Annotated in this window: 17 protein-coding genes and 1 tRNA gene; 2 read left to right on the forward strand and 16 right to left on the reverse strand. The window is 61.1% G+C overall.

Going from position 1 to position 16,634, the window contains the following annotated elements; translation table 11 throughout:
• Window positions 1–2: 2 nt before the first annotated feature.
• The 11 genes from WDO70_01180 to hemE all read right to left on the reverse strand — a co-directional run bounded on the left by WDO70_01180 (window position 3) and on the right by hemE (window position 10,871).
• Window positions 3–1,676 (reverse strand): CpaF family protein, encoded by a 1,674-nt coding sequence (locus WDO70_01180; GenBank protein MEJ0061837.1) that lies wholly within the window; start codon window positions 1,674–1,676, stop codon window positions 3–5.
• Window positions 1,673–2,911, reverse strand: coding sequence for an AAA family ATPase (locus WDO70_01185; protein ID MEJ0061838.1), 1,239 nt, complete (start codon window positions 2,909–2,911; stop codon window positions 1,673–1,675). The genes WDO70_01180 and WDO70_01185 overlap by 4 nt, the downstream gene beginning before the upstream one ends.
• Before the next feature lie 44 nt (window positions 2,912–2,955).
• On the reverse strand, window positions 2,956–3,390 hold the full coding sequence (locus WDO70_01190) for a CpaD family pilus assembly lipoprotein (protein MEJ0061839.1): 435 nt from the start codon (window positions 3,388–3,390) through the stop codon (window positions 2,956–2,958).
• Between the two features lie 4 nt (window positions 3,391–3,394).
• Window positions 3,395–4,795, reverse strand: coding sequence for a type II and III secretion system protein family protein (locus WDO70_01195; protein MEJ0061840.1), 1,401 nt, complete (start codon window positions 4,793–4,795; stop codon window positions 3,395–3,397).
• Between the two features lie 11 nt (window positions 4,796–4,806).
• Window positions 4,807–5,679 (reverse strand): Flp pilus assembly protein CpaB, encoded by an 873-nt coding sequence (cpaB, locus tag WDO70_01200; protein MEJ0061841.1) that lies wholly within the window; start codon window positions 5,677–5,679, stop codon window positions 4,807–4,809.
• 28 nt (window positions 5,680–5,707) lie between these two features.
• The gene (locus tag WDO70_01205; GenBank protein ID MEJ0061842.1) at window positions 5,708–6,229 is read right to left on the reverse strand and encodes a prepilin peptidase; all 522 of its coding nucleotides are present in this window, start codon (window positions 6,227–6,229) and stop codon (window positions 5,708–5,710) included.
• A 278-nt stretch (window positions 6,230–6,507) separates the two neighbouring features.
• Window positions 6,508–6,798 (reverse strand): hypothetical protein, encoded by a 291-nt coding sequence (locus WDO70_01210; GenBank protein MEJ0061843.1) that lies wholly within the window; start codon window positions 6,796–6,798, stop codon window positions 6,508–6,510.
• A 79-nt stretch (window positions 6,799–6,877) separates the two neighbouring features.
• The gene (gene rho, locus WDO70_01215) at window positions 6,878–8,134 is read right to left on the reverse strand and encodes a transcription termination factor Rho (protein MEJ0061844.1); all 1,257 of its coding nucleotides are present in this window, start codon (window positions 8,132–8,134) and stop codon (window positions 6,878–6,880) included.
• A 232-nt stretch (window positions 8,135–8,366) separates the two neighbouring features.
• Window positions 8,367–8,792 carry a protoporphyrinogen oxidase HemJ gene (gene hemJ / locus WDO70_01220; GenBank protein ID MEJ0061845.1) on the reverse strand — a complete coding sequence of 142 codons (426 nt, stop codon included), beginning with the start codon at window positions 8,790–8,792 and terminating at the stop codon, window positions 8,367–8,369.
• Window positions 8,793–8,832: 40 nt separating this feature from the next.
• Window positions 8,833–9,855 (reverse strand): ferrochelatase, encoded by a 1,023-nt coding sequence (gene hemH, locus WDO70_01225; GenBank protein ID MEJ0061846.1) that lies wholly within the window; start codon window positions 9,853–9,855, stop codon window positions 8,833–8,835.
• A complete protein-coding gene (gene hemE / locus WDO70_01230; GenBank protein ID MEJ0061847.1) occupies window positions 9,852–10,871 on the reverse strand; it encodes a uroporphyrinogen decarboxylase in 1,020 nt (339 codons plus the stop codon). Before hemE ends, hemH begins: the two co-directional genes overlap by 4 nt.
• A 481-nt stretch (window positions 10,872–11,352) precedes the next feature.
• Between hemE and WDO70_01235 the strand changes: the two genes are divergently transcribed.
• Window positions 11,353–11,850, forward strand: a complete 498-nt coding sequence (locus WDO70_01235) for a hypothetical protein (GenBank protein ID MEJ0061848.1) — start codon at window positions 11,353–11,355, stop codon at window positions 11,848–11,850.
• A 91-nt stretch (window positions 11,851–11,941) separates the two neighbouring features.
• Complete coding sequence (locus WDO70_01240; protein ID MEJ0061849.1) at window positions 11,942–12,094, forward strand: hypothetical protein; 153 nt, start codon at window positions 11,942–11,944, stop codon at window positions 12,092–12,094.
• A gap of 131 nt (window positions 12,095–12,225) precedes the next feature.
• On the opposite strand, the gene WDO70_01245 is transcribed toward WDO70_01240, so the two are convergent.
• The 5 genes from WDO70_01245 to WDO70_01265 form a co-directional block, all read right to left on the reverse strand.
• Window positions 12,226–12,312 (reverse strand) — tRNA-Leu (locus WDO70_01245).
• A gap of 88 nt (window positions 12,313–12,400) precedes the next feature.
• Window positions 12,401–13,237 carry an N-carbamoylputrescine amidase gene (gene aguB / locus WDO70_01250; GenBank protein MEJ0061850.1) on the reverse strand — a complete coding sequence of 279 codons (837 nt, stop codon included), beginning with the start codon at window positions 13,235–13,237 and terminating at the stop codon, window positions 12,401–12,403.
• Entirely contained in the window at window positions 13,237–14,214 is a 978-nt protein-coding gene (locus tag WDO70_01255) for an agmatine deiminase family protein (protein ID MEJ0061851.1), read from the reverse strand. The genes aguB and WDO70_01255 overlap by 1 nt, the downstream gene beginning before the upstream one ends.
• 7 nt (window positions 14,215–14,221) lie before the next feature.
• Entirely contained in the window at window positions 14,222–15,274 is a 1,053-nt protein-coding gene (locus WDO70_01260) for a deoxyhypusine synthase (GenBank protein MEJ0061852.1), read from the reverse strand.
• Window positions 15,271–16,545, reverse strand: coding sequence for a type III PLP-dependent enzyme (locus WDO70_01265; protein ID MEJ0061853.1), 1,275 nt, complete (start codon window positions 16,543–16,545; stop codon window positions 15,271–15,273). Before WDO70_01265 ends, WDO70_01260 begins: the two co-directional genes overlap by 4 nt.
• Between the last annotated feature and the right edge of the window lie 89 nt (window positions 16,546–16,634).

Below are 16,634 nucleotides of genomic sequence, written 5' to 3' on the forward strand. Positions count from 1 at the left end.
CGTCACTCCCTCGACGCGATGGCTTCCATAAGCTGGCGGTCGAGATTGAAGTATTGCGCCTTGGGCAGGAAATGCGGGCGCAGCCCGTGATTGATGAAATTGACTTCCAATTTTCCGTCCACGCCTTCGCCGGTCACTTCGGCGGTGAATAAATCCTGCATGGTGACGACTTCGCCCTCCATGCCGGTGATTTCGGAAATATGGGTGATGCGGCGCGAGCCGTCGCGCATCCGGCTTACCTGGACGATCATGTCCACGGCGGAGACGATCTGCATCCTGATCGCGCGCGGCGCGAGATTGACCCCTGCCAGCCCGACCATGTTCTCGAGCCGCATCAGCGCCTCACGCGGGCGATTGGCGTGGACGGTGGAGAGCGAGCCGTCATGGCCGGTATTCATCGCCTGCAGCATGTCGATCGCCTCGCCGCCGCGGGTCTCGCCGACGATGATCCGGTCGGGCCGCATGCGCAGCGCGTTCTTGAGAAGATCGCGCATGGCGATTTCGCCATGGCCTTCGAGATTGGCGGGCCGGGTTTCGAGCCGCACCACATGCGGCTGCTGCAACTGCAGTTCCGCCGCGTCCTCGATGGTGACGATGCGCTCGCCATGGTCGATCATCTGCGACAGCGCGTTGAGCAAAGTGGTCTTGCCCGATCCGGTGCCGCCGGAAATGATGATGTTGCAGCGGCAGCGCCCGGCGATCCGCAGCACGGCGGCCATTTGCTGGGATATGCTGTTGAATTTCAGCATCGTGTCCAGCGTGATTTTCTTCTTGGAGAATTTTCGGATCGTGATGGTCGGCCCGTCGATGGCGAGCGGCGGGATGATGATATTGACGCGGCTGCCGTCGGCGAGGCGCGCGTCGCACAGCGGCGTCGTCTCGTCGATGCGCCGCCCGATGGCCGTGACGATGCGCGTCGCGACCGCCAGCACATGCGCGTTGTCGCGAAAGGCGATGTTGGTCAGCGTCAGCTTGCCGCGCTGCTCGATGAAGATTTGCTTGGGCCCGTTGACCATGATTTCCGAGATGGTTTCGTCGGCGAGCAAAGGCTCGATCGGGCCGAGGCCGAGCATGTCGTCGAGCAGGCGCTGCACCAGCTCCTGCCGCTCGGCGGCATTGAGCTGGATGCGGGTTTCGTTCAGGAGATCGGTCACCAGCTCGCTGACGTCATGCGAAAGCTGGGCGCGCTCCATCTTGGCCGCCGCCGACGTGTCGATCCGCTCCATCAGCACCGGCTGCAGCTTTATTTTCGCGAGATCGATCGACGAGGCCGGAGGCCGTCCGCCCGCCGGAGGCAGCGGGGCGCCGAGCTCGAGATTGGCGGTGGCCTGCGCCGTCGGAATCACCGACTTGACCGGAATCGACCCCGGCGCGGCCTCGCCGCCGCGCGCCGGGGCCGCGGCAGAGGGCGGCGCATTGCCGGCCGAACCGCCCGACTGAAGATAGGCATTGATCATCGCGGTGACGAGATCGCGGTGATCGAGCGCGTTGAAGGTCAGGCTGTTCTGTTCCAGGAATTGCCCGCTGACCTCCCTGGCAAGCTGCGCCAGATCGCCGCGCTGCATCTTGCCCGCTTTATCGGCCGGAATCCTCTCGCGCATCTGCGGCATCAGCCGGTCGCGCAAAGCGCGGATCGAAGTGTCGATCTTTCCTCCCTGGCCGTCCGGGGGACTCATGATTTCTTATCCTTCTTGCCGTCCTTGTCGGGAGCATCTTTCTTGCCGAAGAATCCGCCGGACTTCTTCGCCGCTTCTTTTTCTTTCTTGCCGAGCAAATGGTTCATGATGGCACGGTAAGCTTTGGCGGCGGGGCTGTTCGGCGCCATGGCGGCGATGGTCTTGCCGACATTGGACGCCTCCAGCGCCACCTTGACGTCTTCGGGAATGGAAAAATCGATCTTGCCCTGGCTGTTCTTTTCGAAGGTGCCCTGATCGATATGGGCCGGGCGATCCTTGCCGTGCCGCGTGGTGATCACCAGCAGCGGCAAAGTGGGGTCGATGCTTTTCAGCGCCATCTTGATCCGCAGCGTGTCGCGTATCCCCACCAGCGACTGTTCGGTCAGCACCAGCACGGCGCTGGCTTCCGCGATCAGCCGGCGCTGCTGGGCGAGAAGGTAACGCGGCGCCTCGACGATCACATAGTCGAAATTCTCGCGCATTTCCTGCATCACGGCGGCGAGCGCGCCCGCGTCCATATGGACCGATTCCTCGACCGATTCCTCGGCGCTCAGAACCGAAAGCCTGCTGCTCGACACGATCATGGCGCTGGCGATCATCAGGCTGTCGACGCGGCTCGGCGAGCTCATGATGTCGCGCAAGCCCCGGCTCGGCTCGAGATCAAGCGCCAACGCCCCATTGCCATATTGCAGGTCCAAATCGACGAAAGCGGTATTGATCTTGGCTTCGTTGGCGAGCATCCATGCGAGATTGACCGCGAAACTCGTCGTGCCGATGCCGCCGCGCGCGCCGATGACGAAAATAGTCTTGGATTGCCGCTCCTCGCCGTCGTTCTTGCTCTTGGCTTTTTCCTGGCTCGACTGCAGCGCCTGGTCGAGCTGTTCCTGGCCGAGAGGCTTGACCAGATAATCGACGACGCCGGTCGCGATCATCTGGCGGTAAAGCGAAATGTCGTTGGCGCTGCCGACGGCGATGATTTTAATGTCGCCGCCGCAAAGGCTGATCAGGCGGGTGCATGTTTCCGGCATGTTGGCCTGGCCGTCGAGATCAACGACGACGAGACGCGGCGGGGCGGACGATTCCAGCATCGAGCCGAACAAATCGGCGCCGCCGAACTGTACGGTCGCCTCGGGCCAGCTCTGACGCCCGACCCATGTGCGCAGGGTTTCGGCGGTGGCCTCGTCCGTCACGAACGCCATGAATTCGGCATGCATAATGAGTTCAGAGCCGCTCATCTGTTCCTATCGCGGTTCGAGGGTTGCGACGATCATATTTTGCGTTACTCCTTCGGCGCCGGGAGCTGGGTCGGATCGTAAAGCCCCTTGGCTTTGTCGTCGTGATAGCGCTTCATGTTCGACGCCGCGCGGGTGGCGTCCTGTTTCCCGAGCTTGCGGCCTTCGACGAGATCGGCGGGCTCATCGATCGTCAAGGCGAGATTGCGCTGGGTGGCGCAGCCGATCTGGGGCTGCGGCATATTGTCGTCGTAAGCGGGCCGATGCTCGGCCCATGACGGGCATTCGGGCGGATAGGCTTTGAGCGTTTTGCTTCCCGGCGCGATGGGCGCCACGACGATCCGGTGATCCGGATTCCTGGAAACGGGATCGTCCTTCATGTCCGTGATGCAGCCGCCGAGCAGCGGCAGGAGCAGCAGGACAAAAAGCCCGGAGGCGAAAAACGCAGACCGCGATGTTTTGACCGATGCCGGAGAATCCATGATCTTACTCCACGATAAAGCCGCCGCTTCCGGAAGGCGCGGCATGAGACACGGGCTGGACCAGGATCGCCGTCGGCGCGCCGCTGGCCGGCTTCTTGCCGGTGTCGGCGCTGGCCGTGCGCTGATCGAGAATGCGCTCGGCTTCATCCGGCGGCGCGAGGCCGTCCGTCGGCAGCGCCAGCTGCTCGCCCGACGGACGCACCAGATAGGGCGTCACGATAATGACCAGCTCGGTTTCTCCGCGCTGGAAGCGCGTCGAGCGGAACAGCGGCCCCAGCACCGGCGTATCGCCCAGGAAGGGGAATTTATCGACATTCTGGTTGCTGTTGTTGGACAGCATCCCGGCGATCGCGAAGCTCTGCCCGCTCGCCAGCTCCACCGTGGTCTCGGCGCGCCGGACCTTGAGCGCGGGAATCGAGAAATTCTGCAGCACCACCGCGCCGTTGGAACTCAGCTCGCTGACCTCCGGCCGCACCTTGATATTGATGCGGCTCTCGTTGATCAGGGTCGGCGTGAAGGACAGCTTGACGCCGAAATTCTTGTATTCGATGGAAATCTGCCCGTTGGACTGCGGCACCAGGATCGGATATTCGCCGCCCGCCAGGAACGAGGCCGTTTCGCCCGACATCGCGGTCAGATTAGGCTCGGAGAGGAGCGTGATCAGCCCGTCGGAGGCCAGCGCGTCGATGAAGCCGTTGATGTCGTGGCCCGGACCCTCTTGACCGAAATTGAACGTATTGGCCGCCGTCGGCGTGCCGGGACGGTTCGTGTTCAGGCCGAAAGCGTCGGGCGCGTTGACGATGGCCGCGCCGTTCGTCAGGCCGAAGGCGAATCCGCTCGCCTTGAAGGCGGTGGCCCAGTTGATGCCGAAGAAACGGTTGACGGAGCGCGCCACCTCGGCGACGCGGACGCGCAGATTGATCTGGTTGGACGCCTGCACCTGAAGGCGATTGATGATCTCGCCCTTGTCGGACACAAAGCGGGCGGCCACGCGGCGCGCGTCTTCCGCCGCGCCGGGGTCCTTGACGATGCCGGTCAGCATGATGCCGTCGGGCATGCCCGTCACCCTGATGCGGCTTTCAGGCAGCAGCGCGGCAAGCGCGCCGGACACCGCGCTGACATTCATGTCGACATGCACGCGGCGCTTGTCGAGGGTCTTGTTGTTGGCGCCGACCGCCATCAGCGTGGTCTCGCCCATTTTCTTGCCGAACACCATGACCGTGGTCGGGGACAGGATTTGGATGTCGGCGATGTCGGGATTGGCGATGAAGACCGATTTCGCCGGCTCCGGCAGCTCGATGGTCTCGCCCCGGTCGATTTCGACGCGCAAGGGAAGATCGTCGGCAAGCGCCGGAAAAGACGGCAGCATGGCCAGCGTTAGAAGCAGAAGGAATATGCGGATCATGGCCTCTCGCCTCATTGCTCGAAATTGATTTCGGACGTGTCCTTGCCGCGAATGATCTGAACCCGGTGCCGGACCGCCATGCCGCCAGGCCTTTCCAGCGCGCCGCTGACGTCGCTGTCCCAGGTAGGGCCGCCGCGCTTCGGCGACGCGGACCCGCCGGTGGCCGTGCCGCCCGCGGCTTCTTCTCCGCCAAGGCTGCGCAGCACGAGGGACATGGTGCCGTTCCAGTCCGCCGCCAGCGCGACTTTTTCGGCGTCCCTGGGCGTCACTTCGATGGTCGCGACATCCGCGAGCTTGGGGTCGGTGGCTTTTTCGTCGGTCTTCTGGTCGAGGGCCAGCACCCTGGCATTGGCGACGATGGTTTCGCTGACCCGGCGCTGGTTCTGCCCTTCCGCGCCCGGCACCACCACGTTATGCGCGACGATGACATCAACGCGGTCGCCGGGAAAAATCAGGCCCGCGACGCCGGTCACCGGCGTAATCTTAACCGAAATGGCCCTCATGCCCGGCGCCAGCGCCGCCGACAGGAAGCCCTGTTCGTTGGTCTTGAAAACCCGGCCCGCCAGAACCGGCTCCCCGGCGCGCATGCCGCTTCGGGTGAGCGCGCCGGCATAATCCATCCGGTCGCCGGTCTCGGGCTTGTCCTTGATGACCATCGCGGCCTTGGGCTCGGCGGTCCAGACCTGCCATTTCAGGTCGCTGTCCCTCAGCAGGCTGCCGGGAGCGAGATCGCGCGCCGCCACCAGGACATTGGGGCCGGCGGGCTCTTCCTTCTTGGCCTCTTCTTCGGTCGTGGGCGGCGCGAGCGCCTGCCGCACGAGCACGATCGTGCCGCCGGCAATGACCAGCGCAAGCAGCAGCAGAATGAGTTTCCGCGATGACATGAGAGTTCGAACCTCTGCCGGGTAATATTCAGAACAACGCCGGATCGGCCATCATGCCGAAGGCAGCGAGGCTGCCTGCGGCGATGGCGATGCCGTAGGGAATGGCGACCTTGGTAAGCCCGTGCATGATGCCGCCAGGAAGGCTCGCGGCGCCCTCGGCGCTTGTACGATTCCGCGCCCACAGGCCGGCCATGACATAGCCGAGCGCCAGAACGCCGCCGGCCAGCCCGGTGACGACCAGCAGCACGCCGATCAGCTTCGGACCCGACCAGAGCGCCGTGGCCGCCAGGAATTTGACATCCCCGGCTCCGGCGAAATTGCCCGCGAACAGCGCGAAACCGATGGCCAGCACCAGCGCGGAGACTCCGATATGCTGCTCCCATGGAACTTCACGCGGCGCGGACAGCACATAAAGCGGAAACAGCGCGGCAAGGCCAGCCCAAACCCAATTGGGAATGCGGAAACTACGCGCATCGCTCACTGCCGCCGCAATCGTCAAGCCCGCCGCTCCTGTCAGGAAAACCCAATGAAAGTATTGAAGCCAAATCATGAAATGCCGCCGTCCCGCTTACCGATCTTCATTCGCCAAGAAGGCTTTTATACCTTATCCACAGGATGGCACGCCATTGTTTAACACTGAATTAAGCGCATTTAAAACCAGCGGAAAAATCCCCAAAACGGCGATTTTGTTAGGACAATATCAAGACTTTTTCTTTTGCAGTGCGAAACGATCCTGTTTGTATATGCTCTGTTCCGAAGGCGGAACAAATGAAAGCGCCTGTGGATGAAAGGGGACAAATGTCACACTATCACCCTTTCCAACGGGCCTTAAAGAATCCCCGTGCCGAAAATCATCACGGCGATAAAAAGACAAAACAGCGCGGTGAGGAAAAAGTAATCGGCTATTTTCTCATAGAACAGCGATCCGTGTTCCGTTCGCAGCGAAATATAGGAAAGCACGCAGCTTCCCAGCAGCAGGATGGCGGCGACCAGGCATATCTCATCCGCCAGCGTGTCTTCGCTGGAGCCGGTCAGTTTCAATCCCGAAATCAGCACGAAGCAGATGCCCAGAAGATTCGAGGAAGCGTTGAGGATATGGGGCTGTTTTCCGCTCGTCATCCTGGAATTCTAACGTCCCCGGTGATAAAAAATCAACCGGAGCTTCTACGCGCCCTTCGGAGACGGGATGGTTCAGGCCCTACTGATTCATCGAGTCGAAGAATTCGCTGTTCGCCTTGCTGTGCTTGAGTTTGTCGAGCAGGAATTCGACCGCGTCGGTCACGCCCATCGGCAGCAGGATGCGGCGCAGCACCCACATCTTGGTCATGGTGGCCTTGTCGACCAGCAGCTCTTCCTTGCGGGTGCCGGACTTGGTGATGTCGATGGCGGGGAAAGTGCGGCGGTCGGAAAGCTTGCGGTCGAGGATGATTTCCGAATTGCCGGTGCCCTTGAATTCTTCGAAAATAACTTCGTCCATGCGGCTGCCGGTATCGATCAGCGCGGTGGCGAGAATGGTCAGCGAGCCGCCTTCCTCGATATTGCGCGCCGCGCCGAAGAAGCGCTTGGGACGCTGCAGCGCGTTGGCGTCCACGCCGCCGGTCAGAACCTTGCCCGAGGACGGGACGACGGTGTTGTAGGCGCGCGCCAGGCGCGTGATCGAGTCGAGCAGGATCACCACGTCGCGTTTATGCTCGACCAGGCGCTTGGCCTTTTCGATCACCATTTCCGCGACCTGCACGTGGCGGGCGGCCGGCTCGTCGAACGTCGATGAGATGACCTCGCCCTTGACCGAACGCGCCATGTCGGTGACTTCTTCGGGCCGTTCGTCGATCAAAAGAACGATCAGATAAACTTCCGGATGATTGACCGCGATCGCGTGGGCGATGTTCTGCAGCATCACGGTCTTGCCGGTGCGCGGCGGCGCGACGATCAGGCCGCGCTGGCCTTTGCCGAGCGGCGCGATCAGATCGATGATCCGGGTGGTGTATTCTTTCTTGGTCGGATCCGAAAGCTCCAGCTTGAGCCGCGAATTCGGATAAAGCGGCGTCAGATTGTCGAAATTGATGCGGTGGCGGACTTTGTCCGGATCGTCGAAATTGATCTGATTGACCTTGAGCAGCGCGAAATAACGCTCGCCGTCCTTGGGCGCGCGAATCTGGCCCTCCACCGTGTCGCCGGTGCGCAGGCTGAATTTCCGCACCTGGCTCGGCGAAACATAGATATCGTCCGGCCCCGGCAGATAGTTGGATTCCGGCGAGCGCAGGAAACCGAAGCCGTCCTGCAGAACCTCCAGCACGCCTTCGCCATGGATCGCCTGATCCTTTTCGGCAAGCGACTTCAGGATCGCGAACATCATATCCTGCTTGCGCAGGGTCGAGGCGCTTTCGATTTGGAGTTCTTCGGCGAAGGCCAGCAATTCTGCGGGCGTCTTGGCCTTCAATTCGCGGAGATTCATCGGGATAAGGGGGGTTCAGGTTATGGGGAAAGCCGGTAATCGAGTCTGTGGGTTGGGGTGGCGCCGGTTCGCTTGCAAAGCAGCCCAAATTGCTGGCGGCGAATTCGGAAATTTTATCGAGGGCGATTTATTGAGGTCCGGCGGACATGGGGTGACAAAAGGTATGCCACCAAGATAATGCAGCGGGATTAAGGATTAGTTAGCGGGTTTGCCCCCGGATGTCAAATATTATTCAAAACGGCTTCACCACGGCCATGATGACGATTCCGATCATCAAAAGCGTCACGGCTTCATTGACGATACGGTAAAAGCGCGGTGACTTTTTATTGCGGCCTTCGGCGAAATCCCGCCGCCAGCGCGCGAACATGCCGTGCAGCGCGGTCATGGCGATGACGAGGGTCAGTTTCACATGCATCCAGCCCTGATGCAAAATTCCCGGATCGAGCGCCAGCATCCAAAACCCGAAAATCATCGCCGCGATCATCGCCGGGTTGACGATATAGCGCAGCAGGCGCCGCTCCATGATCTTGAAAATCTCGATCCGGTCGGAACCTGGCGCAGCTTCCGCGTGATAGACGTAAAGCCGTGGCAGATACAGCATCCCCGCCATCCAGGCGATGACGGCGACGACATGCAGGGCTTTGATCCAGAGATACATGGTCAGATTCTCCGCGTGACGGCCTTCATGATAACAGCCTTCATTGGGGGCAGCCGCAAAATTCCCTGGCGCAAATCCGTTTTCCTTCCGGCCCGCAAACGGTTTTATCGCCCGCCAGCGCGGCGCGCACAAGACCGTCAAGACCGGCGATGAAACGCGGCGCCGTGCTGACGGCGGGCACCCGCGCGTAAAACGGCGCGCCGCCTTGCATCGCCAGATGCCGGTATTCTATATCGAGCTCGACCAGGGTCTCCACATGTTCCGAGACGAAGGCGACCGGCGCGACGATCACCGGAACCTTATCGCGTCCGGCGCGCGCGATTTCCGCTTCGGTCGCCGGGCCGATCCATTTGAGCGGGCCGACGCGGCTTTGATAGCAGCTTACCCAGTCGAGGCCGGGGATCGCCAGCGCACGGACGAGGGCGGCCGCCGTGCGCTCGCATTGCGCCTGATAGGGGTCGCCCGCCCGGATAATTTTTTCCGGCAAGCCGTGCGCCGAGAACAGCAGGCGCGGCCTGCCGTGCGCCGAAGCCTCGGCATAGGCCGCGCGGATCGAAGCGGCCATGGTTTCGATAAAGCCAGCCTCTTCGGGATAGCAGCATATCATCCTGGTCCGCGCCGTCAGACCGGCGCGCTTCGCCTCGCGCCGCCATTCGGCATAGCTCGAGGCCGTGGTCGTGGTGGAGAATTGCGGGTAAAGCGGCAGCAGAATAATCTCATCGGGAGAAAATTCCGCGACCCGGCGCGCGGTTTCTTCGGCCCTCGGATGCCAGTAACGCATGGCGATGAAGCTTTTGACCTCGCCGAGATCGCCAAGCGCCGCTTCCAGCGCCTTTGCCTGAGCTTCGGTATTCGGCAGCAGCGGCGACGCGCCGCCGATGCTGGCATATATCCCCCGCGCGGTTTTGACCCGCCTGCGGGCGATCCATGTCGCCAGCGGCGCACGGATCAGCCAGGGCAGGCGCAAGATTTTCGGATCGCTAAACAGGTTGCGAAGAAAAGGCTCGACCGCGTCAAGGCTGTCCGGCCCGCCGAGATTGAACAGAACGACCGCGATTTTCATTGGGAGCCGCCGCGAACGAGGCGCACCAGCTCGGCGACATGATCCGGCGGCGTTTCCTTGGAAATCCCATGGCCGAGATTGAAAATGAACGGTTTGCCGCCGAGCCTTTCCAATATGTCCGCGACGGCGCGGCGCATCGCGCCGCCGCCTTCCGTCAGAATTTCCGGCGCGAGATTGCCCTGCACCACGATATCGCGCTGCAATTCAACGGCTTGTTCGAGCGCGACATCCTGATCCAGGCCGACGGCGTCTATTCCGGTTTGCTTGACATAATTCCGGTAATTTTTCCCCGCGCCGCGCGGAAAACCTATGATCTTCGCGCCGGGAATTTTCTTTCTGACGAGAGCAGTGATTTTTCGCGTGGGCGCTATAATAAAATCATGAAAACTCTCTTCGGTCGCAAGGCCCGCCCAACTATCGAATATCTGCACGGCATCCGCGCCGGCCTCGATCTGACGGCAAAGATAATCGGCGCTCGCATCCGCCAGAAAATCGAGCAGATATAAAAACTCTTCGCGCTTTTCAGTAGAAAATACCTTCGTTTCCGGAAAACCTCCGCCGCCCTGACCATCGATCATATAGCAGGCGACCGTCCACGGCGCGCCGCAAAAGCCGATGAGCGCCTTGTCCGGCGCCAGGATTTTTCTGACGCGCCGCAAAGATTCGAAAACCTGATCGAGGCGATTTCCGGCGTCGTTACTTTCTATTTCCTTCATGCCACGCAGCGGATTCAGCCTTGGCCCTTCGCCCTCGGTAAAAGTCAGGTTTCGCCCGAGCGCATGCGGCAGAAGAAGAATATCGGCGAAAATAATCGCGGCATCGAAATCGAAACGCCTGATGGGCTGCAGCGTCACCTCGGCGGCCAGTTCCGGATTGAAGCAAAGATCGAGAAAACCTCCGGCCTGTTTTCGCGTTGCCCGGTATTCCGGCAAATAGCGTCCGGCCTGGCGCATCAGCCAGACGGGAGGAACCGCCGCCGATTGACCGTCAAGGACCTGAAGTAATTTTTTAATCATGGCGGTGTTATAGAACAAAAATGAAATCTATGGCCCGATTTTTTCTTTTTCCTGCAAAACAATTTTACTTAAAAATAGTTTGTTGAAAGATGTTGTCCCTGTGAATAACGGGAAAAGAATCCCATCCCCAAGTTTTCCAGAGCGATAAAAGAAAAAGACCGCATTCTTCGTTCGGCAAACTTATTTATAACACCGGGAAAAATCTGTTTTCCGCTGTTTTGCCGCCTTGTTAATCATGGGGATAGTTTGTTCATTATCTTATACCGGTCATTCACATGCTGTGCATGGATAAAATGAGCCCTCGCGTAACCACATGGATGAATCCGGCATAGCGGTGACAAAATACGCCGATTGGCGCGCCGGCCGACTTATCAACAATTTACACAATAATAACCCCCTGGTTATCGCTCCCTTGCAGAGGCGCTTCTACGCTTGACGCGAGAATCATTTTACCGTTCCCCCAGCCTTAAAGGAGTTCGCCATGACGACCATCACCGCGACTTTCGACAACCGCCTCGAAGCCGAACAGGCCGTCACCGAAATGACCCGCAACGGCGTCGATCAAGATCATCTTAGCCTGCTGATGTCGGATAATGCGCGCCGCACGATCTTCGGCACCAGCAGCGGCAGCAGCGATGTCAGCGACCGCGCCGCGAAAGCCGGGGTCACGGGCGCCAGCATAGGCGGAGCGCTCGCTGCGCTGGTCGCCGGCCTTACGGCGGTAGGCTCGCTTGCCATTCCCGGAAGCAGCTTTCTCGTCGTGGGCCCTGTCGTCGCGGCGCTTTCCGGCGCGAGCGCAGGCGCCATTGTCGGTGGCCTGACCGGAGCATTGATCCAGGCTGGCCTCGATGAAGGAGAAGCGAGCCGGTATGAAGCCGCCATCCGGGCAGGAAAAATCGTTCTCGTCGTCCATCCGGAAGATGAAGATGAAGCCGATGCGGCCCGTCGCGCGCTGCGCGGCATACGTCAGGCGGCCTAACCTGCCGATGATTAAGCAGGGGCGCGGCGCCCATTAAATTGGACGCCGCGCCTTTTTGTCGTCCATTCACGTTAATAAGCGGGAGGCGCTCATGAGTATTCTGTTCGCCGTTATGCTGGGTTTCGCCGCCGTGATCGGCATGGCGCTTCTTGCCTGTTTGTTCATCGTCATCGCCGCCGAACGCATGACCGATGATCGGGAAAGCGGGGAACTGCTTTCCTCCTGGTATATGGATGTGCAGTGATATTGAGCGCTTAAAATTGCCAATTCTCTGAACTAGCCCGTCTTCACTCCCTTCGGGAGCTTCGCCGGACACTGCTTCGTCCTAACGGTCTAATCGCGGCTGCGCCACGCGTAGCCCGTAAGGGCGAAGCGTGGTGCCCCAGGAGGGACTTGAACCCCCACACCCTTGCGGATAGCAGATTTTGAGTCTGCCGCGTCTACCAATTCCACCACTGGGGCATTCAGCAATCAAAAGTTAGGCAGAAGTCAGGACGTTCTATCCGATAGGGCGCTCGCTATCAATATAGAACCTTGGCAATAGGCAGACTTATGGCCTTCTGTCCCGGAAAAAGCCCCAGGCGGCGCGTTCGGCGGCGATGGCGGCGGGATCGAAGCCATGGATTAATATGCCTTCTTCATCCCGGCCCAAAGACTGAACGATCTCGCCGGTCTGATCGGTGATGAAGGACGAGCCGTAATAATTCTGGCCGCCGCCCTGGCCGTCAGTCTCGGTTCCTATGCGGTTCGAGGCCGCGACCGGCACGACATTTGAAGCCGCGTGGCCCTGCTGCGCCCGCCGCCAGCGATCCCGCGTATCGAGTTCAGGCTTGTGCGGCTCGCTGCCGATGGCGGTGGGATAGAGCAAAATATCCGCGCCCATCAGCATCATGCCGCGCGCGGCTTCGGGAAACCACTGGTCCCAGCAGATGCCGACGCCGATCCTGCCCCACGGCGTGTCCCAGACTTTATAGCCCGTATCGCCGGGGCGGAAATAGAATTTCTCCTGGTAGCCCGGCCCGTCGGGGATGTGGGTCTTGCGGTACGTTCCCATGACCGCGCCGTCCGGGCCTACCGCCACGACGCTGTTGTAATAGCCCGGCCCGTCGCGCTCGAAGATCGACACCGGCAGGAATAATTTATGCCTGGCCGCGAGCTTCTGCATCGCCAGCACGCAGGGATGCTCGGCGGCGGGGAAGGCGCGGGAGAAGTTTTTCTCGTCCTGCCGGGTGCAGAAATAATGTCCCTGGAACAGTTCCGGCGTCAATACGACGCGCGCGCCTTTGCGCGCCGCCTCTTCGACCAGCGCGCCGATCTTCTTAATGTTGGCGTCCATGTCGTCGCTTAAGCTGCACTGGACGACGCCGAGGGTGAGTTGGCCGGTCATCATTCAGGCTCCTGCTGGGTCATGCAGTGGAACGCGCCGCCGCCGGTCAGGATATGATTGGCGGGCAGCGCGATGATGTCCCGTCCGGGAAATAATGCTTTCAATGCCTCAGCGGCCATTTCCGAATAATGCGCCTCATAGACCGGCATCACCACGGTTTTATTGCCGATGATATAGTTGACGTGACTCGCCGGAACCGGTTCGCCGTCTTCGCTCAGAATCAGGCCTGGACTCGGGATGCGCGCGACCTCCATGCCCATGGCTTCGAGATCGCGGGCGATGGCATCCAGGGTTTCGCGGTTCGGATCATCGTGGCCGGACGGCGATTGGCATACGACGTGCCCCTTTGCTATAAAGCGCGCGATATTATCGATATGGCCGTCGGTATGGTCGTTGAGCAATCCCCGGTCGAGCCATAAAATCTTTTCGACGCCGAAGGCTTCGCGCAGTTTCGCCTCCATGTCGGTTTGCGACATGCCGGGATTGCGGTTGGGATTGAGCAGACACTGGCGTGTGGTCAATAGATTGCCCGCGTCGTCCACTTCGATCGAGCCGCCCTCGAGCACGAAATCGAACTGGCGCGAGGGCGTCCCGCTGCGCGAGGCGATAAAACCCGCCACCTCGTCATCATGAGGCAGCACGTATTTTCCGCCCCACCCATTGACGCGGAAATGCAGCGCGACGGGCTTGCCATTCTCGCGCGCGAAGACCAGGCCGCTGTCGCGCTGCCACATGTCGCCGAAGCGGGCGGGGATCAATTCGACATTCGGGTGGGGCAGCGCCGCGCGCGCCGCCGCCATGGAATTCTCGCCCATCACCAGGACTTTGACGGGCTGTCCCTTGGCGAGCGCAAGAATCATCGCCGCCGTCTCGCGCCGCGCGGGCTCGAGATTGTCGAGCCACAAATCGGGATGCGACGGCCATCCGGTCCAGATGGCTTTTTGGGTTGCCCATTCGGGAGGAACGAAGATCGTCATTCCCGTTCTAGTCTTTGAACAGTTTCGACCAGTTCCGGCGCGGACGGTTTTTCCAGTGGCCGCGATGATAGGCGTCGCTGGCGAGCAGCGGCATCACGCTGCCGGCTTCGGCGAAGACCATCTGTTCCTGCGCCATGTCGACCTTGCCCCACGAGCAGGCTTCTTTCAGAGTCGAGCTGGACAGCGCGCCGTCGCGCACGTCGGCCACCGAGATTTGCACGGTATATTTGTGCATCGGGACTTCCTTGCCCAGGAGTTCCGCGCCGATCACCGTGTCCTGGGTGAAGTTTTTGGGCACGCCGCCGCCGACCATCAAAAGCCCGGTGGTGCCGGCCTCGATCTTGATCCGGGTCAGCTCGCCGAAATCGCGGATCGAATCCATGGTGATGTGCTTCTCGGGGTTTTTCGCCTGATGCACGATGAGGCCGAGCCCGGCGCTGGAATCCGTGAAAGCGGGACAGAAAATCGGCACGCCGTGATCATAGGCCAGATCGACCAGCGATTCCTTTTTCTTGGCATGGGTTTTCAGGTATTTTCCCATATGGCGGATGAATTCGCGGCTCGAATAGGGCTTGGCGGGCAGGCCGTCGGCGATCTCGCGGATCGCGCCGTCGCAATGCTGCAGCTCTTCCTCGTCGATATAGGTATCGTAGATGCGATCGATGTAATGGCTGCGCAGCTCGCGGTCGTCGGCCATCGGCGTGCCCTGGTAATGCTTGAAGCCCAGCGCCTCGAAGAAATCCATGTCGACGATGCTCGCGCCGGTCGCCACCACCGCGTCGACCATGTTGTATTTGATCAGGTCGCGATAGACATGCATGCAGCCGCCCGCCGAAGTCGCGCCCGCCAGCGTGAGGATGATCGTGCATTCCGGATCGCGCAGCATGTCGTTGAACATGCCGGTGGCGCGGGCGAGATCGCGCGAGGTGAAGGACATCTTGTCCATCGCCTCGATGATCGGGCGGGCGTCGAACGACGTGATGTCGATATGCTCGACCGGTGTCGACAGGAATTCCGCCTTGGTGTTGGCGACGGTTTTCGGTTTCGCGGGCGTGCTCATTGCGCGGTGACCTCTTTGACATGGGATTTGGATTTGCGCGGCCGCAGCTTGATGACATTCGCCGCGCCCGGATCGATCTCGGCCAGGATTTCGTCATAGAAGCCGTTGAACCGGGTCTTCAGCGTCTTGCCGTAGGAGCCTTGCTGCCCGACGGCGATCCAGTCGCCCTCGCGGGCGTCGGCGGGCAGCATGAAGGGGCCGTTGACGTAATCTTCGCCGTCGCAGGTCGGGCCGTAGAACCGGAAAGGCTGCAGCGCCTTGCCGCATTTGCGGCCGGGCCGGTAAAGCTGCGCCGGATAGCGCAGGCCGAAAAACCGCCCGTCGAACAGCGTGCCGTACGCGCCGTCATTCAGATAAAGCGCATCGGCCTTGCGCAGCTCGACCCGCAACACGGCGGTTTCGCAGGCGGCGACCAGCGCCCGGCCCGGCTCGCCCCAGATTTGGCAGCCCTTCGGCAGCTTGAGCGCCTTGATCGCGCCCTGGATGGCGGCGAAATAATCCTCGAGCGGGGGCGGCTCGAGGCCCGGATAGGCGACCGGAAAGCCGCCGCCGACATTGAAGACATCGACGGAGACGCCGCTCGCCGCGACGACCCGTCCGGCGCATTCGATAGCCCGCGTATAATCGGCGGGGTCCATGCATTGCGAGCCGATATGGAAGGTCACGCCGACCTTATGCGCCACCTTGTCGGCGTCGCGCAGGATTTGCGCGGCGGCGTCCGGCTCGGCGCCGAATTTGCGCGACAGGTCCTGCTGCGCGATCTTGCCCTTGGGCACCGCGATGCGGACATGGATGCTGAGGTCCGTCGCCGCCTGGGTGGCTTCGAGGATTTTGTGCATTTCCTCGAACGTGTCCACCGCGAAATCGCGCACGCCATGGACGAAATAAGCCTCGGCGATGGCTTCGCGGCTTTTGATCGGATGCATGAAGGCGAGATGCGCGCCGGGGCACAGCATCCGCAGGCTGCGGATTTCCCCGATCGACGCGACGTCGAAATGCCGGATTCCCGCCGCGAAAAGGCCCTTCAGCACATGCGGCGCGGGATTGCATTTCACCGCGTAATGCGGAATGCCGGGAAAACCGCGCAGAAACGTCTCCGCCGCTTCGCGCAAGGCGTGCGGGAAGAAGCAGCGCGCCGGCATGTCCGGACGCAGCGTTTTCACCATTTCCGCGATCGACGCGAAGCGGGGCGTCTCGTCGCCCCCGCCATGCGGATAAGTGTCAGGATTCCCGGCGATTTCGCCGGGCGTCGCAACGTTATGGTAATCCATCTCTCACTGGCCCTCGCTGTGGGCCGCCGGAATTCCGTCATGCCGGGCTGCAAATGAGGGTCTTCTGCGCTTCCGGTGCGCGCGTACCT

The sequence above is a fragment of the Alphaproteobacteria bacterium genome (assembly GCA_037200005.1).
Lineage (GTDB): Bacteria > Pseudomonadota > Alphaproteobacteria > UBA9219 > RFNS01 > JBBCGY01.